Below are 23,351 nucleotides of genomic sequence, written 5' to 3'. Positions count from 1 at the left end.
GGGCGAGCGTGATTCGGGCCGTGCGGTGCGCTGGTCGCGGTGGCTAGCCGAAGGACCAGACGGCGGCCGGGCGGCCGGTGGCCTTGACTCGCACCCGCTCGCCGGTGCGGTCGAGGCCGGGTAGTGCCGCGAGGGTGCGGTTGAGGTTGCCCGGGTCGGGTTTGGTGCCGTGCAGGGCGGTGGTGAGGTTCACCGCGCGGGTGGCGGTGAATTGGTCGCCGGTGAGGGCGCGGGTGAAAGTCAGGTCCTTCCACAGCATTTCGGCCAGGCGGGCGCGGGCCGCGGCGATGATCTGGTTGTGGTCGAAGGCCAGCGGTGGGATGCCGTCGAAGGGAAACCAGGTGGCGGTGTCGGCGGTGTGGGGGCCGACGACGGCCCACATGGCGATCGAGAGGGTCGGGCCGCGAGGGTCGCGGTGGGGTTCGTCGAAGGTGGCGACCTGGCCGACGGCGAGGATCGCGTCCTCGGGGACACCGAGTTTGGTGTGGACCGCGCGGTGGGCGGCCTCGGCGAGGCGTTCGCCGAGACCGAGCAGGACGCCGGGCAGGGCGAGCTCACCGGCGAACGGCTCCCACCGCCGCGCGGCGACGCCGAGCGTGGCGGTGGGGTCGTCGCTGCCGTAGCGCAGGGCGATCACATCGATGGATACCGCGGATTGTTGCTCCACAAGCAGACAATCATGCCTCAGCGGCGATCCGGATCCGGCGGTCGGCCCGGTCCGGGCCGTGTCCGGTGAGCACTACCGGTGCGCCGAGCTCGGTTTCGAGGTAGCCGGGGACGTCGGCGGGCAGGTCGGACAGGGCCGGGGTGGCGGCCTCGAGCAGGTCGGTCAGCGAGCGTTGGTGGTCGAGGTCCTGCCAGACGCCGGGTTCGAGGCGGTCCACGCAGCCGTCGGCGGTGAGATAGCCGGTGGCGGTGCGAATGTCGCCGACGGCGTCGAGGTGGTTGACGGCCAGTCCGTCGATGCCGTCACAGGCCTCGATCGCATAGCGCAGCAGCAGCGGATCGAGGTGCCCGAGCCGGAACGTCCCCTGGTATTCGCCGGTGCCGTTGTGCCGCTCGGGAATCGAGAGCGCCGCATCCTCGGTCGGGAACGGTCCCGCCCCGTGGCGGGTCATATACGTCCGAGTGACACCCAGGACATAACCGGGAGCGTCGATGCGAGCGAGCATGCGGCGTGCGTAGCGGGGCTCGACGGTCGACCAGGTGGTGTGGGGGTGCAGTCCCCGCCATTCGTCCAGCAGCACCCCCTGCGCACCCTCGAACACCAGCCGCCCGGTCCGGGCGAACGCGGCGAGCTGATCGCCCGGCAGGATCGCCACCGCCTCCGCGAACGCGATGTACGCGTCGACGAGATCGTCGATGGCGTCGTAGCGGTGGCGACCTCCGGCCAGCAACGGCGCGTAGTGCTGCTCCAATGCGATCAGCTTGCGCCGCAGCACCTCCGGCCGCCGGCAGTCGGCGATCCGAGGCGCGTCGTGGTCGAGCGCGTAGCTCGCCGTCTCACCGATCCCGATGCCGCACGAACCGTGCCGGGAAGTACCCCTCGTATCCTCCCGGCAACGGTTGACGGCCCCGTGGATCGGCGTGGTGAGCAGCGCCCGCTCGTCGACATAGAGCAACGACAGCGGATCGGCGACCCCGAAGGCGGCGAGTTCCCGCGCCTCGGCGGCCAGCGCCAACGGCTCGACCAGCATGTACCGCGACAGCAGGGTCGGCACCCCCGACAGGGTGCCGGACCCGAACTGGCGGAACGTGTGGTGGCGGCCGTCGGCGACGACATTGTGGGCGGCCTGCGCCCCGCCGTTGAACCGCACCACGGCGGCCACGTCGAGCCCGGCCGCCGCCGAGCACAGCCAGTCGACGGTGGCACCCTTACCGGCATCGCCGAAGCCGAGGTCTACCACGATGAGGTGCTGATCGCCGAACATGAGCTGTCCCTTCGTATTTCCGTGCTATCAGAGATCGACGTCGTCGGTCCCGGTGGCGGCGGGCAGCGCGCCGACGCTGCGGCCGCGCCGGGTGCCGCCCAGCGGTGCCAGCGCCTTGCCGACCGCGTCGGCCTCGCTGGTCGAGCCGATATCGCGGAGGTCGGCCAGCCCGGCACCGAGATCGACCCGGTCCTCACCGATGCCGATGGTCAGGGCGATGAGCTCGCACACCGCCGCCGGATCGTCCAGGCGCAGGAAACGCTCGCCCAGCAATCCCTGCCAGTGCTCCGCGATCTCCGGATCCTGGTAGTAGCTGGACTGATTGGGCAGGATGTAGTGCACGTGCCAGCGGTCGGCCAGTTCCCGGTAGATCGAGTCGACCGCGATATCGCTGGGCACGTCGTCGCCGATGACGGTGCGAATGTGCTTGGCGGTCAACCGCTTCTTGTTCAACTCGTCGCCGACGATGAACAGGTAGCCCTTCTGGCCGCGCTTGTCCCAGGCGTCGGTGGCGGTGTGCCGGGCGATGAAATACCCTGCCAGCTCGTAGCTTTCGGACTTCTGCCCGCCCCCGCCGCCTTCCAGCAGGATCAGCCGCAGCTGCTCGTCCATGCGGTTGTCGGATTCGAACTGCCCGACCTGCAACGGAACCCGGTCGCTGTCGGCATCGCCGATGGCCCCGAACAGGATCTGCGGATCATCGGCGTAACCCTTGCGCTGCAACAGACCGTGCAGTTTGGCCAGCTTCTCCTGCATGATGCGCGGCACGCTGCCCATCGATCCGGTGACGTCGAACAGCACCGCGATCGGCAGCGAATTCCCGTGGTCGGCAGAGTCTCTCGACTCCCGCACACCCACCCCCAGCGGATCCAGGGTGGGGTGCGCCTTCCACTTGTCCCACGGCACCGAGCGCATATCGGCGGTGTAACCGAAGTCGTCGAGTCCCTTCGCCGCGCGGAAGGTCCGCGCCGCGTCGTACGCCCGGTCGTCCCAGCTTCCGTAACCCATTGCTATCACTTACCTTTCGTGAGCTCGAAGGGCCGGAAGCGGCGCTTCCCGTAGAGCCGGTCGAGCAGGTCGTCGAATTCGTCGAGCAGGTCGGCGGCGTCGGGCCGCAGCCTGGGATCGGCTTGCATGCACCCGGCGGCGTAGGCGCGCAGCGGGGCCGGCGCGCGGTCGCCGAGCATGGTGAGCATGAGGCGATGCGCGAGATGGACGTCGGTGGCGGGGGAGACCCGGTCGCCGATCTCGGGTGGATAGTCCAGCGACTTCAGGGTCGCGGCCGCCGGCTGGCCCGGCCGGGTCGCGAAAGACCAGCCCACCAGCACGATTCCGTGCTGTCGAGGATGCACCAGCACATTGGCCGGACTGATCGCGGTGTGCACCCAGCCCGCCCGTTCGGTCCCGGCCAGGCATCGCAGCAGACGTCGATGCATCCACGCGTAGTCGCGGGGGTCCAGTCCGCCGGGGTAGGCGGCCCGGATGTCCTCGAGGGTGACGAAGCGGTCGGTCAGGGCGGCGAGCACGTTCACCGTCCGGTGTTCCCCGGTGGCGGAGTCCAGATGGTCGACCGTGTCGACGAGTTCGGGGAAGTAGGGCCGCAGCCACGGGTGTTCCCCGGTCACTCGCGCGAGGTCGCGCAATGCGTTCCGCTCCCCGGACAGCAGCCGGTTGGCCGCCGCGCGGCGCGGGATCTTCACGACCCGATCCGATCCGCTGAGGTACACATCGGCGACGGATCCGGTGGCGTGCAGGGCCCCGACCGGGTACCGGCCGCGCGTGCCGGTCACCTCGAAGTCTGCTTCGTCCAGTTCCAGCCACCGCCGGTACAGCTCGGCGAGCCGGGCGAACGCCGCACTCGCGAGGCTCGCGTCGACGGCCTCGACCCGGTCTGGATGGACCAGGGCGGCCATCCGGTGGTAGCGCCGGCGGGCGGCCTGGCGGGTCGTGGAATCGGTTGTGGCGGAACCGAAGAGATCCTCCGGCCGCTGTGCCGCCTGGATGGTCTCCGCGGTCTCTCGCGCTGTCGTCATGTGTTTTAGGCTAGACGACTAAAACATGCCGCGCCAGGGGTTTGGGCCATCTTTTTGTGAATCTGACAAAAAGTCGGTGCGGAGGGCGTGACCGCCGCGCGGCCCGGGTCACGGCGCGGTATTCACTTCCCGAACATCGAACGGCCGCAGAGTATTTGCCGTCCCGGCGACAGGTGATTCTTAGGATTGCCCGGCCCTGGCCGTGGTGCCCGGGTTCGTTCGAATCCTTCAGGAGGATCCGTGTTCAGCAAGCGCATCGCGCCCGTAATCATGGCGGCCGCAGCGTTTTTCGGGATGGCGACGACCGCGGTCGTCGGCTCGTCGCAGGCGCAGGCGGCGTCGAGTGTTCCCGCGTTCGACCACATCGTGCTGGTGATGTTCGAGAACCACGCCTACTCGCAGATCACCAGTTCCACAGCCCCCTACTTCACCAGCCTCGCCGGGCAGGGCGCGAAATTCACCCAGTCCTTCGCGGTCACGCACCCGAGCCAGCCCAACTACCTGGCCATGTTCTCCGGCTCCACCCAGGGCATCACGGATGACAGCTGCCCGCACACCTTCAGCGCAAACAACCTCGGCAACCAGCTGTTCACGGCGGGCAAGAGCTTCAAGAGCTACTCCGAGTCAATGCCCTCGGACGGCTACACCGGTTGCACCAGCGGCAAGTACGCGCGCAAGCACAACGCGGCCCCGAACTTCAGCAATGTCCCGGCCAGTGCGAACGTGCGGTACAGCACCTTCCCGACCGACTACACGACCCTGCCGACGGTCTCCTTCGTGGATCCCAACCTGTGCAACGACATGCACGACTGCTCGGTCGGCACCGGTGACTCCTGGCTGAAGTCGAACATGGACGCCTGCGCGCAGTGGGCCAAGACCCACAACAGCCTGCTCATCGTCACCTTCGACGAGGACAACGGCGGGTCCTCCAACCACATCTACACCGCCTTCGTCGGCGCGCACACCCAGGTCGGCAGCTTCGCCAACCAGATCGGCCACTACAACGTGCTCAGCACCCTCGAGAGCGCCTACGGCCTGTCGCATCTGAACTCCGCCTCGGAGATCACCAACGTGTGGAACTGAACCGGTCCGCACCGATCGATAGCTGACATCCCTTCCGCTCGCGGGCACAACGACGTGTCCGCGAGCGGTTCTCGCGACGCACCGAGGTGGCCCACCCCATGTACCTGTCGACGATCGACCGTCCGCACGCCGAGGACGACGGCGCGCGACCATCGCGCCGGAAGATGCTGTTCCTGTTGAGCGGCAATGTGTTCGCGCTCGGCGCGGTCAGCCTGGTCACCGACATCTCCTCGGAGATGGTGACCGCGGTGCTGCCGGTCTATCTGGTCATCGGGCTGCATCTGAGCCCGGCCGTGTACGGGGTCGTGGACGGCGGATACACCGGGGCGACAGCGCTTTTGCGGCTCGTCGGCGGTTACGTCGCCGATCGGACGCGCCGCCGCAAGCTGATCGCGGGCCTCGGCTACGGCATGTCGGCGGTGGCGAAACTCGGCCTGCTGGCCGTCGGCAACACGGTCGGTGCGATCGGCGCGGTGATCGCGATCGACCGCACCGGCAAGGGATTGCGCACCGCACCCCGCGACGCGCTGATCACCCTCTCGACTCCGCCTCGGCTCTACGGTTTCGCCTTCGGCGTGCACCGGACCATGGACACCCTCGGCGCGTTCGCCGGACCGCTGGTCGCGATCGGGATCCTGGCCGCCACCGCGCAGGCCTACGACGCGGTGTTCGTGGGCAGCTTCTGCATCGCCGCCTTCGGCGTGCTGATCCTGGTGCTGTTCGTCCGCGATCACCGCGACCTGCCGTCATCGCAGGATGACACCCGGTCGTCGCAGGGCGCTACACCACCATCCGCGAGCGCTGCGCTGCCGTCTCCGAGCACTGCACTGCGGTCCGCGAGCGCTGCACTGCCGTCGCCCAGCACTGCACTGCCGTCCACGAGCAGTGCACCACCGTCCACCAGCACTGCGCGCCAGGCCGAGCCGCGAGTGTCGCCGGCGGCGCTCGGCGGCCTGCTCCGGCTCGCGGCCGTGCGGCGGCTGGCGGTGGCCGCGTGCCTGGCCGGGCTGGTGACCATCGGTGACGGGTTCGTTTACCTGCTGCTGCAGGAGCGGGAACACGTTGGTGTGAGCTGGTTTCCGCTGCTGGCGGTCGGCACCAACCTGTCGTACTTGATTCTCGCCACCCCGCTGGGCCTGCTCGCCGACCGGATCGGCAGGCTGCCGGTGGTGCTCGGCGGCTACACCGCGCTGGTGCTGGTCTATCTGCTGCTGTTCGGGCCGCTCGGCGGCACCGCGCTGCTGGTGGTCGTACTCGCTCTCTACGGCCTGTTCTACGCGGCCACCGACGGCGTGCTGATGGCGCTGGCGGGCCCGGCGCTGCCGGAAGCGTTGCGCACCACAGGAATCGCGTTGATCCAGACCGGTCAGGCGTTGTCGTACCTGGTGTCGTCGGTGGCGTTCGGGGTGGCCTGGACGATGTGGGGTCCGGCGGATGCGAGCCGGGTCGCGGCGGTGCTGGTGGTGGCGGCGGTGCTGGTGATGGGGCTTCTTTTACGCGGTCTGCGCGCCGCCGGCAACGGTGCGGCGGCAGAAGAGAATTCGGTGGTCGATGAACGTGTGGAGGCCGATGGCGAGGGTGTGGCGGCGGACGAGGATGCCGCGCCCGGCAACGGCAAGACCTTTGCGCGCTCCGAGGGCGCGGAGGTGCGGGCATGAATCGCCCCGTGCTGCTCGCATTGCTCGGTGCCGTTCTGCTGACCGGGGTCGCCGTCGGCTACGGCGTGTTCAGCGCGAACCGCGCGCAACCGGCGTCCACTGCCTACAGTGCGCTGAGTCTCGCGCCCGGGCCGCGAATCCTGTTCCGTAGCACCGCGTCCGAGAGCAAGGGGCACGCTGCGATGGTGACCGCGGCGGATCCGGGTGCACCGCGCGCGGTATCGGAACTGGAATGCCTGCGCGTCGACGCGGCGGGCGGGACCGGCGTGTGCCTGCGTCAGGACGGCATGCTGAGCACCTTCCAGGCCGCCATTCTCGACGCCGATCTCCATGTGGCGCGGGAGATTCCGCTGGTCGGCGTGCCCAACCGCACCCGGGTGTCCGCGGATGGGCGGTTGGTGGCGTGGACGGTCTTCGTGGCGGGCGACTCCTACAACAACGGCCGGTTCTCCACCCGCGCCGGGCTGATCGATCTGCGATCCGCCGACATGATCGACTCGCTGGAATTCCTGCCGGTGACCCTCGACGGGCATCCCTACACCGCCGCCGACCTCAACTTCTGGGGTGTGACCTTTGCGGCGGACGACAGCACCTTCTACGCGACGATGTCGACCGCCGGACACCGGTATCTCGTGCAGGGCGACATCGCGAGCCAGTCGCTGCGGACCATCGCGCAGAACGTCGAATGCCCGTCGCTGTCGGCCGACGGCAAGCGCATCGCGTTCAAGTCGGCGATCGACGGGGACCCCGCCAAGGGTTGGCGGCTGTCGGTGCTGGATCTGGCGTCCGGCGTGCGCACGCCCTTGGCCGAAACCCGCAGTGTGGACGACCAATCCGCGTGGCTGGACGCGAACACGATCGGATACGCCATCGCGAGGGGGAGCGACGACGCCGATGTCTGGGCGGTCCCGGCGGACGGCACGGGCAGTCCGCGACTGCTCATTCCGCACGCCGAATCCCCGGCGGCCCTCGGCTGAATCGGCATATTCGGCCAGTGTGGCCGTTGGGATGTCACTCCCGCTCTAACGAGCGCGCCGAACCCGGACCTAGGGTGAGAGAGATTGTGTTGCCGACTCTCATCGAGGAGATCATGATGGTTGCCGCCGACCCGGCGACGGACCCTGCGGTGCGCCTGCGGGCGCTGATGGAACGTGGTGCCACGGCCGCGCAGGCCTGGGAGCTGTTCGACAGCCTGCCCACGGTGCGGGTCGAGGAGATCACCACCGGCCGCTGGCGGGGCGACGAGGTCGCGACGGGGCACCCGTGGGATGGGCTGCTCATCGCGAGCGGCTGGTACGGCAAGCAATTCGACAGTGCCGACAGTGTGCAGCCGCTGCTGTTCGCCGGGCCCGATGGCGAGGTCTTCCCCGTCGATCCCGGCCGCGTCCCGTTGGGGCTGGCCGGCAAGGTGCCGGTGACTACGGTCCGGCCCGCACGCGGGGCACTGGGTGTGCTGCGGCCGCTGCTGCGCACCCGGACCCCGCGCGCGCGGCTGCGGAATCTGGAATTCCGTGGAAAAACCAGTGCCGCAATGATCTACGACCAGTTGCCGATCATCGACATCTTCCGGCGCGTCGACGAGGACACGCTGCTGGGCGTGATGGATAAGCGCGGACTGACCGAACCGTACTTCTTCGTCCTCTACCGCGACCGCTAGCGGCTCCCGCGAAGCGTCTGTCCCCGAGCCGAATTCGGCCTACCATCGAATTCGACGGTAGTAAGTCATCGGCCGGGGAGGCCCCGATGGAACGCACGACCTGTCTGATCGCCGGTGGGGGACCGGCGGGAATGTTTCTGGGACTCATGCTGGCGCGGGCCGGTGTCGAGGTCACGGTGCTGGAGAAACATGGTGACTTCCTGCGCGACTTCCGCGGCGACACCGTGCACCCCACCACCCTGGAACTCATCGACGCGCTGGGGCTGCGCGAGGACTTCGCGAAGCTACCGCAGCGGCGGCTCAATGACATCCAGATCCCGATCGGCGGCCGCATGGTCCCGCTGGCCACGCTCGCGCACATCCCGGGCCGGCACAAGTACATCGCCATGGTGCCGCAGTGGGATCTGCTGGACCTGCTGGCGCGCGCCGGTGATGTCGAACCGGCCTTCCGGCTGCGGATGAACACCGAGGTGGTCGACCTCGTTCGCGAGGGCGGCACCGTCGCCGGGGTGCGCTATCGCGCGAAAGATGGTGTGACCGGCGAGATTCGCGCGGACCTCACGGTGGCGTGCGATGGCCGCGCCTCCGTGCTGCGCGCTGCGGCCGGGCTCGGCGTGCGCAGTTGGGCGACCCCGTTCGATTCCTGGTGGTTCCGGATTCCACGCCACGGCACCGATCCGTCCGGTCTGATCCCGGTGCTCAGTGCCGACCGGATGGTCATCATGTTCGACCGCGGCGACTACTTCCAGTGCGCCGCACTCATCGCCAAGGGCAGCGACCCGGAACTGCGTGCGCGGCAACCGGTCGGCGTCATCATGAGTGGCGTGGCGGCGGTGGTGCCGTGGCTGGCCGACCGCACCGGTGCGCTACAGAGCTGGGACGAGGTGAAACTCCTCGACGTGAAACTCGATCGGCTCGACCGCTGGTATACCGACGGCTTGCTCTGCATCGGCGACGCCGCCCACGCCATGTCCCCGGTCGGTGGCGTCGGCATCAACCTCGCGGTCCAGGACGCGGTGGCCACGGCACGCATCCTCGGGCCGAAACTGGTGTCGCACACCGTCACTACCGCGGACCTGGCCCGCGTGCAACGTCAGCGCACCCTGCCCACCGCCGTCATCCAGGGCATGCAGCGCATCGCGCACGCCAGGCTCATCGGCCCGGCCGTCGCCGGAAGGTTGAACCTGTCGAACGCACCGCAGCCGCCAACGGCCCTGCGCATTTTCCGGCGCATCCCGGTGCTGCGCAGCGTGCCGGTGACGCTGGTGGCGCGCGGTGTCATTGCCGAGCGGGTACCGGATTTCGCGCGCCGCACCTGACCACCCCTCGCGCGGAACGCATCCCGTCCCGCGCGAGGAGTGTGCGCGGCGTCCGGACCCCTCGTCTGTACGACCGGACGCCGCGCCGGGTGGGCTCCGGCATCCGCCTACCGGACGCCGCGGGGGCGGAACTGAATGCTGATGCGCGGGCCGACCGGCCGTTTCGTCTTGGGAATGGCGTGCTCCCAGGTCCTTTGACAGGAGCCGCCCATCACGATGAGATCGCCGTGGCCGAGCGGATACCGCACGCTCGCACCGCCGCCGCGCGGCCGCAGCAGCAGGGCGCGCGCCGCACCGACGGAGGCGATGGCCACCATGGTGTCGTCGGTCGCGCCACGCCCGATCGTGTCCCCGTGCCAGGCGACACTGTCGTTCCCATCGCGGTAGTAGCACAGCCCCGAGGTGGTGAACGGCTCCCTGAGCTCCTCGGAGTAGTATGCGCTCAACGCTTCTCGCGCCTCGGTCAATGCCGGGTCCGGTAGTTCGCGCCCCTCGTCGTAGAAGCACAGCAGCCGCGGCACATCCACCATCCGGTCGTACATGGCCCGCCGATCCGTCCGCCACGGCACCCCGGCCGCTAGGCGTTCGAACAGTTCGTCGGCCCCACTCAACCAGCCGGGCAGCACGTCCACCCACGCGCCGTCCCCGAGCTCGGTGCGCCGGACCCCCTTCAGCGCACCGACCCCGACCTCCCCGAATCCATCGAGCAGCGATCCCTGCAGTGGCGTCGACATGCGTTCGAACCTAGCACAAGATCGAACGTATGTTCGGATCTTGTCGGAATCCCGCGCACGTCGCGTCAGCGATCGCTCAGGCAGGCACCTGATCATGCTGCTTCGCGAACTCCAGGAACCGGGGAATCACCTGTTCGGGTATGGCCCAGAGCATCTCGTGGCCTACCCCGGGATAGATGTCGACGGTGGCTCCGGCGATATGGTCGCGCGCTCTTTGCGCCCCGGCCACGGGATCGTTGACGACCGTGTCACCGCCGAACAACACCACCGCTCAGGTACTTCGCCTTGGCCTTCGCGCTGATGAAACGTCCGATCTTGTCGGCCATTCCGGCCTCCTCTTCCTCTTTGATGCTGTGGGTTCGTGGCTGTGGGGTTAGTCGGCGCGGGACAGGTTCGCCGGTTCGTGCAGGCGGGCGAAGCCCAGCAGCCGGTCGAGCACGGCATCCTTGTCGGGGCCTTGGAACAGCAGCCCGTGGTTCGCACCCGGATAGATCTCGACCTCGCAGTGGGGAATCTGCTGTCGCGCCCGCTCCGCGGCCAGTTCGGGATCGCCCAGTACGGATACGGCTCCGTAGATGAGCAGGCTGGGGGCGTTGATGGCTTGCAGCTCTTCGTCTTTCAACCGCTGCGGCCACGGCGACCGGGTCTTGTAGCCGAGTCCGGCCTTCGCGCAGGCAATTTCCTCATCCACCGGGACATTGCCGGGCATCATCCATTCGGTGGCCTTGCGCATGTTCTTCTCCGACGGCGGGATGGCGTAGCGAATCATCTTGAACAGCACGCCCCACGGGGTCTTGCCGACCGCCCCGCCCGGCTCGACCAGCAGTAGGCTGGCGATCCGCTTCGATCCGTCGACAGCTGCCATGCACGACCGCCACGCGCCATCGGAATAGCCCATGACATGGGCGTACGGCAGTTCGAGCGCCGTGAGCGTCTCATCGAGCCAGGTCGCGTAGTCGGTGCGGCCGGTGATGGGTGCGGTCTGCACGCTCAATCCCGGTCCGCCGATGATGTCGAGCGCGTAGACGGTCCGCTCGGCGGCGAGCCGCTCGATGATCGGATACCAGACCGCCCCGTTCCCCATTACCGGCGGGACGAGTACCAGCGGTGCCCCTTCGCCGCTGCCGCACTGGCGGACATGTGTTGTGCCGTAAGAAGTTTCGACGTCGAACTCGGTGGACGGAATCGTCCACAATTTCGACAGTGACGCATAGGCCTGCATGTAGGCGTCCTCGGCCGCCTCGCTCTTCCATTGCCCGATCTTGGCCATCGCGCCTCCCCATCTCCGTTGATGGTATGAACGTACCATAAAAATGATATGGGCGTACCATCAAAAACTTCGCACCCGATGAGCCACAGGAGAGCCGGTTCGCATGCCACGTTTGGTCGATCACGAGCAGCGTCGGCGGGAGATCACCACCGCCGCGCGCCAGGTCATCGCCGCCGGTGGGCTGGATGCCGCCACCTTCCAGGCGGTGGCGGCCGAGGCAGGAATCTCGGTGCGGCTCATCCAGTACTATTTCGGCACCAAGCGCGATCTGATGCTCGCGACGCATCGGGCGGTGGTGGAGGACTGGGGGAAGGGGTTCGCGGCGGCACTCGGGAGCTTGGGGCCCGAGCCGACGCCACGCGAAGTCATCCGCGCCGTATCGATCGGCCTGATTCCGCTCGATGATGTGAAACACCAGGACAATCTGGTGTTCGCGGCCTTCCATGCGGCCAATCTGACCGGCAATACCGTCACCTCCGAGGAGATGATGGGTGCGCCGCGCTATCTGATCACGAGTTTCACCGAGCAGTTGCGCCGCCTGTGGCCGGATGAATCCGACACGCTCGCAACGGAACTCGACGCCGAACTGATCGTGCTGGCGGTAACCGGCGTCAGTCAGGCGATCCTGGCGGGCGGGACCACCCGGGAGCGCGCGGTCGAACTGCTCGACCACATGCTCGACCGGGTGTTCCTCCGGTGACCGGGGCTACTCCCGTGTGGCGACCTGGGCGCGCACGAAATCGACTACAGCGTCGGTGAATTCGTCGTTGGCGTCGCTGGCGGCGGTGTGTGCGGCGCTGTTGATCTCGGCGTAGTCGGCGTGCGGGACCAGCGCGCGGAAGGCGGCCACACCCTCGTCGCTGACCACGTCGGAGAGCGCGCCGCGCACCAGCAGCACCGGGATGGTGAGTTGGCGGGCAGCGTTTTCCAGCAGTTCGGTCTGCACGTCGATCTCCTCACCGCGCCCGTCGCCGCGCGGCGACAGCATGGCCGGATCCCAGTGCCAGTACCAGCGGCCGTCCTCGCGCTGACGCAGATTGCGTTGCAGCCCTTCGGGATTGCGGGGCCGGCGCCGGTGGGGGAGGTACTCGGCGACGGCGTCGGCGGCCTCCTCCAGGCTCGCGAATCCTTCCGGGTTGCTGCCCAGGAAGTTGATCACCCGCTCGACGCCCTTGCGTTCGGGGCGCGGCACCACGTCCACCAGCACCAGGCCCGTAATGCGTTCGCGCTCAGGGTGAGTGGTGGCGATGAGGCCGGTCAGCCCGCCCATGCTGGCCCCGACGATGAACGCGGGCTTGCCGAGTTCGCGCAGCACCGCCATCAGGTCCTCGACCATGGCGTCGCGGCGATAGTTGCCTTCCGGATCCCATTCGCTGTCGCCGTGGCCGCGCGCGTCCAGTAGGACCGCGTGCATGCCGGCCTTGGCCAGCGCCAGCCCGGAGTCCTTCCAGGATCCGCGGGTCTGGCCGCCGCCGTGCAGGAACACCACCAGTGGACCGTCCTGGGGTCCCCAGGAGTCGCCGGCGAGGGTGATGCCGCCGTGCCCACGGAAGCTCACCGGGGCCGGTTCGGAGAATTCAGCGTCGTTGCTCACCCTCCGAGCATCGCACACGTCGGTTTACGGTGTATGAAGACTGGCCGGTAGCCAAGATCGCGGGTCTACCTCGGGGGTGAAGGACAGGGTGCGCACCGGGTACGGAATACCGATGCCCTCCTGCCGATAGCGGCGGTGCAGCGCCTTGATGAACTCGCTGACCAGCAGGTACTGGTCCTCGTAGTGGCGGGTGCGCAGCACCACCCGGAATTCGATGCCGGATTCGCCGAAGGTGTGGAAGCGCACCCGCGGATCCGCGCCCGCGAAGCCCACATCGAGGCCCTTCATCACCTGCTGCGCCACTTCCAGGGTCACCGCCTCGACATAGTCGAGGTCGCTGTCGTACCCGGTGGACACTTCGACGGTCACCGCCATGTCCTGTTCCGGGCGGTGGAAGTTGGTGAGGATCGAGTCGGCGAACTTGCGGTTGGGCACGATGATGTAGTTGCCCGGGATGTCCTGGATGGTGGTGGTCCGCCAGTTCACGTCGTGGATCCAGCCGGTCTCGCCGCTGTCGAGCTTCACGAAGTCACCGGGCTGAACCGTCTTCGACGCCAGGATGTGCACGCCCGCAAAGAGATTCGCCAGCGTCCCCTCCAAGGCCAGCGCGATGGCCAGCGCGCCGATGCCCAGCGCGCCGAGCAGGGGAGTGATCTGCACACCCACCGAGTCCAGGGTGATGAGCACGCCGAGCACGAACACCACCACGCGGGTGATGGTGGAGAACAGGCTGACCGACCCCGAGACGCCGGTGATCCGGCGTGCCACCGTGCTCACCACCTCCGCGGCCAGCCGGGCCAGCGCGTAGGTGACGGCGATCATGAACGCCGCCTCCAGGATTCGGTGCACGGCCTGCGGTGAGAACGGCAGGCCGTTGGGCAGCGAGAGCGCGATGAGCAGACCGGTCAGTGAGCAGACCGGCATCGCGAGATCGCGGGCGAGTCCGAAGCCCATGCGGTGCACGGCCAGTTCACGGGTGGAGGTCTTCGCGGCCATCCGATCGATCAGCCTGCGGGCGACGATCCCGAGCAGCGGGCCGAGCAGGGCGATGACGACGGTCAGCGTCCAGATCAGCGGCTTGTTCATCCGAGCTTCCTCCCAGCAGCAGTGATGGGGGTGGAACGCCAGCGGGCAGCCTCCGGATCATAGCGAGCGGTCGAACGCCGACAGGCACAGGCACAGCGCGGCGGCTACCAGCATGAACGCGGCCAGATGATGCAATCCGGCGGCACCCGAGCCGGGGGTGAGGAACGCACCGCTGACAGCCGCCGACCCGATCGCGCCGAAGTAGGCGAAGGTGCGCAGCAGCCCGGCCGAGGAACCGATGCGCTCGGGTTCGGCCTGGTGGTAGAGGGCGTTCTGATTGGCCAGATTGTTGAGGCCCTGCGGGATACCGTTGAGGATTGCGGCGGTGACCAGCAGCCACAGCGCCACGCCCGCGTGCAGCGTCAGCAGCAGGACGGTCATGAGCACCTGACAGGTGCCGCCGACGAGCAGCTTGCCGCGAATCGCGCTACGGCGTCCGGTGATCGCGGAGATGCCGATCGCGGTCAGGGACATGGGTAGCAGGATCAGCCCCGCCCCGGCGGCGGTGAGTCCGCGACCCTCCTCCAGCCATTGGGTGAAGCCGTACAGGAAGCAGTAGCCGACGAGCGAGGTCAGCAGTGTGCGGGCGTAGGTGGCGAGCAACGGCAGGTTCCCCGCGAGCAACCGCACATCGAGGAACGGCCGCTCGACCCGGGTTTCGCGCCATACCAGCGCGATCGCCGCCGCGATCGCGAGTGCGGGCAGATACCAGTGCGCCGCTTGCGGTTTCATCAGGAAGAACAGGATGCTGATCAGTGTCAGCGTGAACCACGCGATGCCAGGCAGGTCGATATCGGTCCACCAGCGTGGCTCGGTGGCTGCCGTGTCACGCTGTGGCACGGCGGTTTTCGCTATCCGCCGCCACCCGATCGCGAGGCAGAACAGCGCCAGCGGCAGGTTGACCGCGAAGGTGGTCCGCCAGCCGCCGAGGTGAATGAGCAGCCCGCCCAGCGTGGGGCCGATGACCGCGATGGTCTGGGTGGCGACCGCGAGCACGGCCAGCACCCCGGCCGGACTGTCCTTGCCGGTGCGCCGGGATTCACTGCGAATCAGGTACATGGACGCGGGATAGCCTGCGCACGTACCGAATCCGAGGATCACCCGGGCCAGCACCAGCACCCACAGGCTGGGCGCGAGCATGCCCAGCAGTCCCGCGAAACCGGTGAGCGCCGCACCGGTCAGATACAGCCGCCGCGGCCCGTAGAGGTCGATGAGCCGACCGACGACCGGCTGTCCGATGGCGGTGGCCAGATACAGCGCCGACACCAGCCACGCGGTCTGCGCTGCCGGTGCGCCGAAGGCCACGCCGATCGGCACCAGCGAGACGGCCAGGATGGACGAATTGATCGGGTTCAGAATCGAACTGCTGATCATGGGCAGCAGCAGTCGCCGGTCGAACCCGTCGGGCGGCTGGGCCCGGGTTCGCCGGTGGAGGATGGCAATCATTGCGCCCCGAGTCTTTCCAACAGCTGCAGGGCGTCCAGCAGGGTCTGCCGTTCCGCCTCGGTGTAGCCGTCCTGCAGGGCGGAGGTGAGCCATTCCTGTCCGGCCTGCGAGCGCCCCGCCATCAATTCGAGTCCGGCGGCGGTGAGCGAAACCAGCTGCCGCCGACCGTCCTTCGGGTCGGGCCGACGTTCCACATAGCCCTGCTCGGCCAGCATCGACAGATGGGTGGCGATGGCCTGCGGGCGGACGCGCTCGGCGGCGGCGATCTCACTGGCCGTGGCGTCTCCGTGCTTCAACCGGCTCAGCACCGACAGCTGTGATGGGGTCAGCTCGCGATTGTCCGACGCCTCCAGGAATCGGCGTCGCAGGCGACTGACCAGCACGCGGAGTTCGCGCGCGGCCTGGATCGAGGAGTCGGACAGGACCGCCGGGGCATCGGGCATGCTCTTCACGGTAGATAGACAATCCAGATTGTGCAATTGAGATTGAACAATCTGGATTGTCTATCCCCTCATCGTGGGCCGGTCAGCTCGCGGGTGCGGGCTCGGGGTCGAGGTACTCCTCGCGGATCTGTTTGGGGCCGAACGGCCAGGTCTTCTCCATCCGCGACCAGCCGAGGAAGGCGACCAGGCCCAATGCGGTCCAGGCCAGGGACCATTCGATCGGATGCACCCCCGGGTTGGCCTTGTCCGCGTAGCCGTAGATGACCGCCCAGCCGATGCCCGCGATGATCATGGGCAGCGGATACAACAGCATCTTGTACGGCCGGGACAGGTTCGGCTGCCGCCGGCGCAGCACCGCGACCGCCGCGATCTGAGCGAACGCCTGCACGATCACCATCACGGTGGTCAGCAGCGAAATCAGTACGGCCAGTGGGGGATGCGTGGCCGAGGTGCCGATGTGGCGGGCGAAGACGAAACCGGCCGCGGTGATGACACCCATGACGAGCAGGCCGAGCATCGGGAACTCGTGGCGGGGATGCAGACGGCCGAAGGATTTGAAGAACACGCCGTCCTTGGCCGCGTCGAAGGGCACTCGGGACCCGCCGAGCAGGCCGGTGAAGACCGACGCGAAGGCGGTGATCAGGATCAGCACCGTCACGACGTTCGCCGCACCCTTGCCCATCGTCTTCTCCAGCACGGCCGACGCGACCGATTGCGAGGCAACATTGTTGGAGTCGAGCATGTCGTGCCAATCGATGACACCGAGCACGCCGATCTGCATGCCGAGGTAGATCACCATGACCGCGAGCACCGCGTAGATGATCGAGCGCGGCAGCACCCGGCCCGGATCCTTCAGTTCCGCACCGATATACGCGCTGGTGTTGTAGCCCAGGTAGTCGTAGATGCCGATGGTCAGGCCCGACGCGAAGCCCAGCCAGAAGCTGCCGTGCCCGAAGTCGATGGCGTGCGCGGGCCAGGTGAAGGCCAGGCTCGGATGGAAGTGCGTGAACGCGGCCAGGATCACCGCCGCCACCGACACGATCATCACGCCCCACATCACCACGGTGATACGGCCGATGGAATCGACTCGCCGCCACAGCAGGACGACCACCAGCGCCACCACGGCCAGGCCGACGATATCGCCCTGCCCGGTGGTCATCGACGGCCACAGATAGGTCAGGTACTGCACCAGACCCTGCACGCCCGTCGACATGATCAGCGGAATGAAAAGGATTGCGGTCCAGACGAACAGGAACGGCATCAGCCGCCCGCTGCGGTATTGGAATGCCTCGCGCAGGTACACGTAGGTGCCGCCCGCGCCGGGCATGGCAGCGCCGAGTTCAGCCCAGATCAGGCCGTCGGCCAGGGCCAGCACCGCGCCGGCGACGAAGCCGATGACGGCCTGCGGTCCACCGAAGGCGGCGACCATGAGGGGGATGGTGACGAAGGGTCCGATGCCGACCATCTGGCTCATATTGATGGTCGTGGCCTGGAACAGGCCGATTCTTCGGGGCAGGGTGCGGGGGCCGGTCATGGCTGCCTCCGGGGCGCGCTGGGGGAGGGCGTAAGGATTTTGTAAAGTTAAATTCCTTTACTATCTGAGTCAAGGGGTCGGGCCGATTGTTTACAGTCGGCCCCGTGACGCATCAGGATCGGAGTGCGATGGACGAACTCCCGTGGAACAGGCAGCGTTTGCGCAGCAACAACGAGTGGCTGCTGCTCGAACAGCTGCGCACCACCGGACCCAGCTCGCGCGCCCAGCTGGCCCGCGACACCGGGCTGTCCAAGCCGACCGTGTCCAGTGCCCTTGCCACGCTGCAGCAGCACGGCCTGGTCCGTGAGATGGGGACGCTCGCCCCCGAACGCGGTCGCACGGCCGTCGTCTACGAACCCGACCCGACCGCTGGCTACGTGCTCGGCCTCGACGTGGGCCGTGCCTTCCTCCGCACCGCCGTCGCGGATCTGTCCGGAAAAGTGCTGTCCCGCACCGACGTTCCCAACCGGGTCCGAACCGCCAGCGCCCTCTCGCAGCTGGCCGCCGAGGCGGTCCGTGAAACCATCTCCGACGCAGGCATTTCCGTCACCGACGTGGTCCACACCGTGCTCGGCAGCCCCGGCGTCTTCGACCCCCAGGACGGCCGCATGCACTACGCGGTCAACCTCCCCGGCTGGGGCCGCGCGGGCCTGCTCGCCGAACTCCGCGACGCCCTCGGCGTCACCGACCTGTCCGTCCACAACGACGCCAACCTCGCCGCCCTCGGCGAATACGCCCACGGCGGCGGCCGCGGCAGCCGCCTGTTCGTCTACGTCCTCATCGGCACCGGCCTCGGCGTCGGAATCGTCTCCCGCGGAGAACTTTTCACCGGAGCCCACGGCGCAGCGGGCGAAGTAGGCTTCCTCCCCGCCGCTTTCGGCGACCCGGCTGCGGGAGCCTCCCGCCGCGGCGCCCTCGAAGAAGCCGTCACCGCCGACGCGGTCGTCCGCGCCGCCCGTGACCGCGGCATGACCGGCCGCCTCACCGCCAAACGTGTCTTCGACGCCGCCCGCGCGGGTGACCCCCTCGCAACGGACGTCGTCCGTCAGGAGGGCGAGCGCATCGCCCTGGTAATAGCGGCCGTCACCGCGGTCCTCGACCCCGACGTCATCGTCGTAGGCGGCGGCCTCGGCCGCAGCGCCGACCTCCTCCTCGACCAGGTCCGCACCGCCCTGCAACGCACCACCCCCCTCCGCCCCACCGTCCGCCCGAGCGAACTCGGCGACGACGCCGTCCTCCTCGGCGCGATCGCCACCGCCCTCCGCACCGCCCGCCCGCAAGTCTTCGACCGCCGCACCCCGAATTCGCAGTGACGCAGTGTGATTGGCTGGCTATCCTCGAAGTTCGGCGGGTGCGGGAGGGGCAGAATGGCTGTCTACGACACGATGCGAGAGCTGTTCGAGCGCAACGATCTCGGGGTTCCGCCGATCCCGCCGGCGCTGCGGCCCGAGCTGAGGCAATTCGGTAGGTGGGCATTCGGCACCCGCACCGTCGAACCCTTCGAGATGTACATGTTCCACGGCTACATCCAAGAAGCTCAGCGCGCCTGGGTGCCCGACTATGTCGCGGTCTCGCACGCGGGCCACGGCATCAACTCCTACGCCATCACCTATCAGCTTTGCGCCGGCCCGCTTGTCGTTATTGCCCAATCAGGCTGGGGCGGCGTCTATTCGGACCCCGTCGAATCGGCGGCGATGCTGCGCCGCATGTTCGCCGGGATCGCTACCCTGGTCGGGGATCTCGCCGTAGCCCACGTCGACGCCGGTCACCGCTGGCTGATCGTCCACTCCGAGTTCCGTGGCGGCGGATTCGCCGAGTGCCGCTCCTACCCGGAGAGCGGAGAGCCGCGCCGGGAGAGCCGCGTGCGCTTGTCCGAAGACGTCGGCACGGCCCTTGCCGCCGGCGCACAACTGCTGCGCGGCAATCGGTGAGGACGGGCGGGCCGGGGGCAATGCATCGGCCGATTCTCGCCAGCGCGGGCGGCTCGGGCCGGTGAGGCTGGGGGACATGACAACCGATGTGATGGCGACCCTGCGCGGTTTCTATGCGGCCGAGGCCGCCTATCTGACCGATGGTGCCGGGTTCGAGGGCATGGCGAAGTATCTGGCGGCGGATGTCGTGATGTATCAGGCCGACTGCCTGCCCTACGGCGGGCAGTGGCGTGGGCATTGCGGGATGCGGGGATTTCTCGCCGCAATGGGGGCCAGTTGGGATGGGTTGTGGTTCGACGAGCAGCGGTTCGTGTCCGAGGGGGATCGGGTCGTGGTGTACAGCCGGGGGCGGCTGCGGGCGCGCGGCAGTGGGCGGGTGGTGGAGACGTCGCTGTTGCAGTGGATCGGATTCGAAGACGGGTTGATCACGGAGTTCCGGCCGTATTACCACGACACCTCGGCGATCCTGGCGGCGTTGGCGGATCAGGAGTGAGGCCCGGCGGCACGGTGGCGTGAACCGCGCCACAGCCGCCGGGCGGTTGTATTGCTGCGGACTTGCTGGTGAGGCGGGGTGTGGTGGGTTGCGGCAGGTCGGGGGTGGTGGGGGTGCGGCGCGCCGGGGTGGGTTGCGGAGGGGGTGCGGGGTTAAAGGCCGGTGGGGGCGCTGGTAGGGTTCGTCGGCGAAAGACATCCTTTAACGGACCGTCCCGTGAGGCGGGGAAGGAGGTCGGCATGGCTGTGCCCGAAGATAGGGCGGCCAAGTCGAGCGCTGGCGAGTTCTCGCAGCGGCACGACCCGGACAAGGTCGGGGCCGGGCGTGAGCTGCTCTCGGATTCGGATGTCGGCCGGACGATCGCGCGCATGGCGCACCAGATCATCGAGAAGACGGCTCTGGACTCCGGCGACCCGACGCTTGCCCGCGTGGTGCTGATCGGAATTCCCACTCGCGGAACCACTCTCGCTCATCGTCTGGCGAACCGGATCGAGGAATTCTCCGGCGTGCGCCCCGCGATGGGTTCCCTGGATATCACCCTTTATCGGGATGATCTGCGCTCCAAGCCGCATCGTCCGCTCGAGCGCACCTCGGTGCCCGAGGGTGGGATCGAGGACGCGCTGGTGGTGCTGGTCGACGATGTCCTGTTCTCCGGCCGCACCGTCCGCTCCGCGCTGGACGGGCTGCGCGATCTGGGGCGCCCGCGCGCGGTGCAGCTCGCCGTGCTGATCGATCGCGGTCATCGCGAACTCCCCATCCGCGCCGACTATGTCGGCAAGAACGTCCCCACCGCCCGCACCGAGGACATCTCGGTGCTGCTGCGCGAGCACGACGGTCGCGACGGTGTCTATCTGCGTCAGGAAGGTGACAACGAGTGAAGCATCTGCTGTCGGTCACCGACCTGGACCGGGACGCGGCCACGGGTTTGCTGGACGAGGCGGAGCGGTTCGAGCAGGCGCTGCTGGGCCGCGAGGTCAAGAAGCTGCCGACGCTGCGCGGACGCACCGTCATGACCGCGTTCTTCGAGAATTCCACCCGCACCCGGGTCTCCTTCGAGGTCGCGGGCAAGTGGATGAGCGCCGACGTGATCAATGTGAGCGCGTCGAGTTCCTCTGTCTCCAAGGGTGAATCGCTGCGCGACACCGCGCTGACCCTGCACGCGGCGGGCGCGGACGCGCTCATCGTGCGGCACCCGGCTTCCGGCGCGGCACACCAGATCGCGCGCTGGTTCGCCGAAATGGACCAGGACGCAAGCGGTTACGCCGGTCCCGGCCCCGCGATCATCAATGCCGGTGACGGCATGCACGAGCACCCCACCCAGGCGCTGCTGGACGCGCTGACCCTGCGTCAGCGCCTCGGCGACCTCGAGGGCAAGCGGGTCGTGCTGGTCGGCGACATCCTGCACAGCCGGGTCGCGCGCTCGAATGCCTTCCTGCTCAGCACCCTCGGTGCCGAGGTGGTACTGGTCGCGCCGCGCACGCTGCTGCCGATCGGCGTCGAAGCCTGGCCGGTGCGGATCTCGGATTCCCTGGACGCCGAACTGCCGGGCGCGGACGCGGTCATGATGCTGCGCGTGCAGGCCGAGCGCATGAACGGCGGGTTCTTCCCGTCGGCGCGCGAGTACTCGATCCGCTACGGGCTCAACGAGCGTCGCCTGAACATGCTCGACGACCACGCGGTCGTGCTGCATCCGGGTCCGATGCTGCGCGGCATGGAGATCGGTTTCACCGTGGCCGACTCCCCGAAAGCGGCGGTGCTGCAACAGGTCAACAACGGTGTCCATATGCGCATGGCGGTGCTGTTCCGCCTGCTGGTCGGAACCGACGAGGTGGTGGCATGAGCGTCCTGATCAAGAATGTCCGTCTGTACGGCGAAGGTGAAGCGGTCGACGTGCTGCTCGCCGACGGCGAGATCCGCGAGATCGGCGCGGGCCTGAAAGCCGACGACGCCGAAATCGTCGACGGCACCGGGCAGTTCCTGCTTCCCGGCTTCATCGATATGCACACGCATCTGCGCGAGCCGGGTCGTGAAGACACCGAGACCATCGAAACCGGTTCCGCCGCAGCGGCTCTCGGTGGCTACACGGCGGTCTTCGCCATGGCCAACACCAGCCCGGTCGCCGACAATGCGGTCATCACCGACCACGTGTGGAAGCGCGGCCAGGAGGTCGGCCTGGTCGACGTGTACCCGGTGGGTGCCGTCACCGTCGGCCTCGAGGGCAAGCAGCTCGCCGAAATGGGCACCATGGCAGCCGGTCTCGGTCAGGTGCGCATGTTCTCCGACGACGGCATGTGCGTCTACGACCCGCTGATCATGCGCCGCGCACTGGAATACGCGAACTCCCTCGGAGTGCTCATCGCGCAGCACGCCGAGGAGCCGCGCCTGACCAAGGGCGCTGTCGCACACGAGGGTCCGAACGCCGCCCGCCTGGGCCTGGCCGGCTGGCCGCGCGCCGCCGAGGAATCCATCGTGGCTCGCGACGCACTGCTGGCCCGCGACGCCGGTGCACGCGTGCACATCTGCCACGCCTCCACCGCGGGCACCGTCGAACTGCTGAAATGGGCCAAGGCGCAAGGTATTTCGATCACCGCCGAGGTCACCCCGCATCATCTGCTGCTGGACGACTCGCGCCTGGAGACCTACGACGCAGTCAACAAGGTGAACCCGCCGCTGCGCGAGACCTCCGACGTGGCCGCGCTGCGCCGAGCGCTGGCCGACGGTGTCATCGACTGTGTCGCCACCGACCACGCCCCGCACGCCGATCAGGACAAGTGCTGCGAATTCGCGGCCGCCCGTCCCGGCATGCTCGGCTTGGAGACCGCGCTGTCGATCATCGTGGAGACCATGGTCAAGCCGGGCCTGCTCGACTGGCGCGGTGTCGCCAAGGTCATGAGCGAGAACCCGGCCGCGATCGTGGGCCTGGACGATCAGGGCCGACCCCTCGCGGTCGGCGAGCCCGCGAACGTGGTGCTGATCGACCCGGCCGCCGAATGGACGGTCGAAGCCAAGGAATTGGCCTCGATCGCCCGCAACACCCCGTTCCAGGCGATGACCCTGCCCGCGAAGGTGACCGCCACCTTCCTGCGCGGCAAGGCCACCGCCCGGGACGGCAAGATCGTCGCCGGTTAGCGGCGGGTGG

General features: G+C 68.2%; 24 protein-coding genes. 12 read left to right on the top strand and 12 right to left on the bottom strand.

What is annotated here, in order from left to right; translation table 11 throughout:
* Window positions 1-43 precede the first annotated feature (43 nt).
* From ACFXHA_RS27665 to ACFXHA_RS27650, 4 genes are read right to left on the bottom strand one after another with little or no spacing between them, the layout of a single operon-like run.
* Window positions 44-667, bottom strand: a complete 624-nt coding sequence (locus ACFXHA_RS27665; protein ID WP_379361720.1) for an NUDIX hydrolase — start codon at window positions 665-667, stop codon at window positions 44-46.
* 10 nt (window positions 668-677) lie between these two features.
* Window positions 678-1,931: an adenylosuccinate synthetase gene (locus ACFXHA_RS27660; protein WP_379361718.1), complete on the bottom strand. Its 1,254-nt coding sequence runs from the start codon at window positions 1,929-1,931 to the stop codon at window positions 678-680.
* Between the two features lie 27 nt (window positions 1,932-1,958).
* Window positions 1,959-2,939 (bottom strand): hypothetical protein, encoded by a 981-nt coding sequence (locus ACFXHA_RS27655; protein WP_379361716.1) that lies wholly within the window; start codon window positions 2,937-2,939, stop codon window positions 1,959-1,961.
* A 5-nt stretch (window positions 2,940-2,944) separates the two neighbouring features.
* Window positions 2,945-3,964 carry a hypothetical protein gene (locus ACFXHA_RS27650; protein ID WP_379361715.1) on the bottom strand — a complete coding sequence of 340 codons (1,020 nt, stop codon included), beginning with the start codon at window positions 3,962-3,964 and terminating at the stop codon, window positions 2,945-2,947.
* A gap of 240 nt (window positions 3,965-4,204) precedes the next feature.
* On the opposite strand from ACFXHA_RS27650, the gene ACFXHA_RS27645 reads away from it, so the two are divergent.
* The 5 genes from ACFXHA_RS27645 to ACFXHA_RS27625 all read left to right on the top strand — a co-directional run bounded on the left by ACFXHA_RS27645 (window position 4,205) and on the right by ACFXHA_RS27625 (window position 9,681).
* Complete coding sequence (locus tag ACFXHA_RS27645) at window positions 4,205-5,047, top strand: alkaline phosphatase family protein (protein ID WP_379361713.1); 843 nt, start codon at window positions 4,205-4,207, stop codon at window positions 5,045-5,047.
* Window positions 5,048-5,145: 98 nt separating this feature from the next.
* Window positions 5,146-6,705 carry an MFS transporter gene (locus ACFXHA_RS27640; RefSeq protein WP_379361711.1) on the top strand — a complete coding sequence of 520 codons (1,560 nt, stop codon included), beginning with the start codon at window positions 5,146-5,148 and terminating at the stop codon, window positions 6,703-6,705.
* A complete protein-coding gene (locus tag ACFXHA_RS27635) occupies window positions 6,702-7,682 on the top strand; it encodes a TolB family protein (RefSeq protein ID WP_379361709.1) in 981 nt (326 codons plus the stop codon). Before ACFXHA_RS27640 ends, ACFXHA_RS27635 begins: the two co-directional genes overlap by 4 nt.
* Window positions 7,683-7,849: 167 nt before the next feature.
* Complete coding sequence (locus ACFXHA_RS27630; protein ID WP_379362293.1) at window positions 7,850-8,362, top strand: DUF4334 domain-containing protein; 513 nt, start codon at window positions 7,850-7,852, stop codon at window positions 8,360-8,362.
* A gap of 86 nt (window positions 8,363-8,448) precedes the next feature.
* The gene (locus tag ACFXHA_RS27625) at window positions 8,449-9,681 is read left to right on the top strand and encodes an FAD-dependent oxidoreductase (protein ID WP_379361707.1); all 1,233 of its coding nucleotides are present in this window, start codon (window positions 8,449-8,451) and stop codon (window positions 9,679-9,681) included.
* Between the two features lie 107 nt (window positions 9,682-9,788).
* Here the strand turns inward: ACFXHA_RS27625 and ACFXHA_RS27620 are convergent, their stop codons facing one another.
* The 3 genes from ACFXHA_RS27620 to ACFXHA_RS27610 all read right to left on the bottom strand — a co-directional run bounded on the left by ACFXHA_RS27620 (window position 9,789) and on the right by ACFXHA_RS27610 (window position 11,685).
* Complete coding sequence (locus ACFXHA_RS27620) at window positions 9,789-10,415, bottom strand: alpha-ketoglutarate-dependent dioxygenase AlkB (protein ID WP_379361705.1); 627 nt, start codon at window positions 10,413-10,415, stop codon at window positions 9,789-9,791.
* Window positions 10,416-10,491: 76 nt separating this feature from the next.
* The gene (locus ACFXHA_RS27615; protein WP_379361703.1) at window positions 10,492-10,683 is read right to left on the bottom strand and encodes an alpha/beta fold hydrolase; all 192 of its coding nucleotides are present in this window, start codon (window positions 10,681-10,683) and stop codon (window positions 10,492-10,494) included.
* A 105-nt stretch (window positions 10,684-10,788) separates the two neighbouring features.
* Window positions 10,789-11,685 carry an alpha/beta fold hydrolase gene (locus ACFXHA_RS27610; protein WP_379361701.1) on the bottom strand — a complete coding sequence of 299 codons (897 nt, stop codon included), beginning with the start codon at window positions 11,683-11,685 and terminating at the stop codon, window positions 10,789-10,791.
* Window positions 11,686-11,788: 103 nt separating this feature from the next.
* Here ACFXHA_RS27610 and ACFXHA_RS27605 point away from each other — a divergent pair, with 103 nt between their 5' ends.
* The gene (locus ACFXHA_RS27605; RefSeq protein ID WP_379361699.1) at window positions 11,789-12,385 is read left to right on the top strand and encodes a TetR/AcrR family transcriptional regulator; all 597 of its coding nucleotides are present in this window, start codon (window positions 11,789-11,791) and stop codon (window positions 12,383-12,385) included.
* A 6-nt stretch (window positions 12,386-12,391) separates the two neighbouring features.
* Here the strand turns inward: ACFXHA_RS27605 and ACFXHA_RS27600 are convergent, their stop codons facing one another.
* The 5 genes from ACFXHA_RS27600 to ACFXHA_RS27580 all read right to left on the bottom strand — a co-directional run bounded on the left by ACFXHA_RS27600 (window position 12,392) and on the right by ACFXHA_RS27580 (window position 17,788).
* Window positions 12,392-13,279, bottom strand: a complete 888-nt coding sequence (locus ACFXHA_RS27600; RefSeq protein WP_379361697.1) for an alpha/beta fold hydrolase — start codon at window positions 13,277-13,279, stop codon at window positions 12,392-12,394.
* A 24-nt stretch (window positions 13,280-13,303) separates the two neighbouring features.
* Window positions 13,304-14,365 carry a mechanosensitive ion channel family protein gene (locus ACFXHA_RS27595; RefSeq protein WP_379361695.1) on the bottom strand — a complete coding sequence of 354 codons (1,062 nt, stop codon included), beginning with the start codon at window positions 14,363-14,365 and terminating at the stop codon, window positions 13,304-13,306.
* A 57-nt stretch (window positions 14,366-14,422) separates the two neighbouring features.
* Window positions 14,423-15,811: an MFS transporter gene (locus ACFXHA_RS27590; RefSeq protein WP_379361693.1), complete on the bottom strand. Its 1,389-nt coding sequence runs from the start codon at window positions 15,809-15,811 to the stop codon at window positions 14,423-14,425.
* A complete protein-coding gene (locus ACFXHA_RS27585) occupies window positions 15,808-16,254 on the bottom strand; it encodes a MarR family winged helix-turn-helix transcriptional regulator (protein WP_379361691.1) in 447 nt (148 codons plus the stop codon). Before ACFXHA_RS27585 ends, ACFXHA_RS27590 begins: the two co-directional genes overlap by 4 nt.
* Before the next feature lie 82 nt (window positions 16,255-16,336).
* Window positions 16,337-17,788, bottom strand: a complete 1,452-nt coding sequence (locus ACFXHA_RS27580; RefSeq protein ID WP_379361689.1) for an APC family permease — start codon at window positions 17,786-17,788, stop codon at window positions 16,337-16,339.
* Between the two features lie 104 nt (window positions 17,789-17,892).
* Here ACFXHA_RS27580 and ACFXHA_RS27575 point away from each other — a divergent pair, with 104 nt between their 5' ends.
* The 6 genes from ACFXHA_RS27575 to ACFXHA_RS27550 all read left to right on the top strand — a co-directional run bounded on the left by ACFXHA_RS27575 (window position 17,893) and on the right by ACFXHA_RS27550 (window position 23,341).
* Complete coding sequence (locus tag ACFXHA_RS27575) at window positions 17,893-19,101, top strand: ROK family protein (protein ID WP_379361687.1); 1,209 nt, start codon at window positions 17,893-17,895, stop codon at window positions 19,099-19,101.
* A gap of 54 nt (window positions 19,102-19,155) precedes the next feature.
* Window positions 19,156-19,719 (top strand): hypothetical protein, encoded by a 564-nt coding sequence (locus ACFXHA_RS27570; protein WP_379361685.1) that lies wholly within the window; start codon window positions 19,156-19,158, stop codon window positions 19,717-19,719.
* Between the two features lie 76 nt (window positions 19,720-19,795).
* Window positions 19,796-20,212, top strand: coding sequence for a nuclear transport factor 2 family protein (locus ACFXHA_RS27565; protein WP_379361683.1), 417 nt, complete (start codon window positions 19,796-19,798; stop codon window positions 20,210-20,212).
* A 239-nt stretch (window positions 20,213-20,451) separates the two neighbouring features.
* Window positions 20,452-21,090, top strand: a complete 639-nt coding sequence (pyrR, locus tag ACFXHA_RS27560) for a bifunctional pyr operon transcriptional regulator/uracil phosphoribosyltransferase PyrR (protein ID WP_379361681.1) — start codon at window positions 20,452-20,454, stop codon at window positions 21,088-21,090.
* Window positions 21,087-22,052 (top strand): aspartate carbamoyltransferase catalytic subunit, encoded by a 966-nt coding sequence (locus ACFXHA_RS27555; RefSeq protein ID WP_379361679.1) that lies wholly within the window; start codon window positions 21,087-21,089, stop codon window positions 22,050-22,052. The genes pyrR and ACFXHA_RS27555 overlap by 4 nt, the downstream gene beginning before the upstream one ends.
* The gene (locus ACFXHA_RS27550) at window positions 22,049-23,341 is read left to right on the top strand and encodes a dihydroorotase (RefSeq protein ID WP_379361677.1); all 1,293 of its coding nucleotides are present in this window, start codon (window positions 22,049-22,051) and stop codon (window positions 23,339-23,341) included. The genes ACFXHA_RS27555 and ACFXHA_RS27550 overlap by 4 nt, the downstream gene beginning before the upstream one ends.
* Window positions 23,342-23,351 lie beyond the last annotated feature (10 nt).

Origin of the sequence: Nocardia sp. NPDC059240 (assembly GCF_042753865.1) — a bacterium.
Classification (GTDB): Bacteria; Actinomycetota; Actinomycetes; order Mycobacteriales; family Mycobacteriaceae; genus Nocardia.
Note: the sequence above shows the minus strand (reverse complement) of the source record. Positions and strands in the feature narration are given on the sequence as shown.

Bases quoted from the DNA above. Each gene is read 5' to 3' on its own strand.
- ACFXHA_RS27660 (WP_379361718.1), bottom strand. From the start codon at position 1,931: ATGTTCGGCGATCAGCACCTCATCGTGGTAGACCTCGGCTTCGGCGAT.
- ACFXHA_RS27655 (WP_379361716.1), bottom strand. From the start codon at position 2,939: ATGGGTTACGGAAGCTGGGACGACCGGGCGTACGACGCGGCGCGGACC.
- ACFXHA_RS27650 (WP_379361715.1), bottom strand. From the start codon at position 3,964: ATGACGACAGCGCGAGAGACCGCGGAGACCATCCAGGCGGCACAGCGG.
- ACFXHA_RS27640 (WP_379361711.1), top strand. From the start codon at position 5,146: ATGTACCTGTCGACGATCGACCGTCCGCACGCCGAGGACGACGGCGCG.
- ACFXHA_RS27635 (WP_379361709.1), top strand. From the start codon at position 6,702: ATGAATCGCCCCGTGCTGCTCGCATTGCTCGGTGCCGTTCTGCTGACC.
- ACFXHA_RS27630 (WP_379362293.1), top strand. From the start codon at position 7,850: ATGGAACGTGGTGCCACGGCCGCGCAGGCCTGGGAGCTGTTCGACAGC.
- ACFXHA_RS27625 (WP_379361707.1), top strand. From the start codon at position 8,449: ATGGAACGCACGACCTGTCTGATCGCCGGTGGGGGACCGGCGGGAATG.
- ACFXHA_RS27620 (WP_379361705.1), bottom strand. From the start codon at position 10,415: ATGTCGACGCCACTGCAGGGATCGCTGCTCGATGGATTCGGGGAGGTC.
- ACFXHA_RS27610 (WP_379361701.1), bottom strand. From the start codon at position 11,685: ATGGCCAAGATCGGGCAATGGAAGAGCGAGGCGGCCGAGGACGCCTAC.
- ACFXHA_RS27605 (WP_379361699.1), top strand. From the start codon at position 11,789: ATGCCACGTTTGGTCGATCACGAGCAGCGTCGGCGGGAGATCACCACC.
- ACFXHA_RS27595 (WP_379361695.1), bottom strand. From the start codon at position 14,365: ATGAACAAGCCGCTGATCTGGACGCTGACCGTCGTCATCGCCCTGCTC.
- ACFXHA_RS27590 (WP_379361693.1), bottom strand. From the start codon at position 15,811: ATGATTGCCATCCTCCACCGGCGAACCCGGGCCCAGCCGCCCGACGGG.
- ACFXHA_RS27585 (WP_379361691.1), bottom strand. From the start codon at position 16,254: ATGCCCGATGCCCCGGCGGTCCTGTCCGACTCCTCGATCCAGGCCGCG.
- ACFXHA_RS27580 (WP_379361689.1), bottom strand. From the start codon at position 17,788: ATGACCGGCCCCCGCACCCTGCCCCGAAGAATCGGCCTGTTCCAGGCC.
- ACFXHA_RS27570 (WP_379361685.1), top strand. From the start codon at position 19,156: ATGGCTGTCTACGACACGATGCGAGAGCTGTTCGAGCGCAACGATCTC.
- ACFXHA_RS27565 (WP_379361683.1), top strand. From the start codon at position 19,796: ATGACAACCGATGTGATGGCGACCCTGCGCGGTTTCTATGCGGCCGAG.
- pyrR (WP_379361681.1), top strand. From the start codon at position 20,452: ATGGCTGTGCCCGAAGATAGGGCGGCCAAGTCGAGCGCTGGCGAGTTC.
- ACFXHA_RS27550 (WP_379361677.1), top strand. From the start codon at position 22,049: ATGAGCGTCCTGATCAAGAATGTCCGTCTGTACGGCGAAGGTGAAGCG.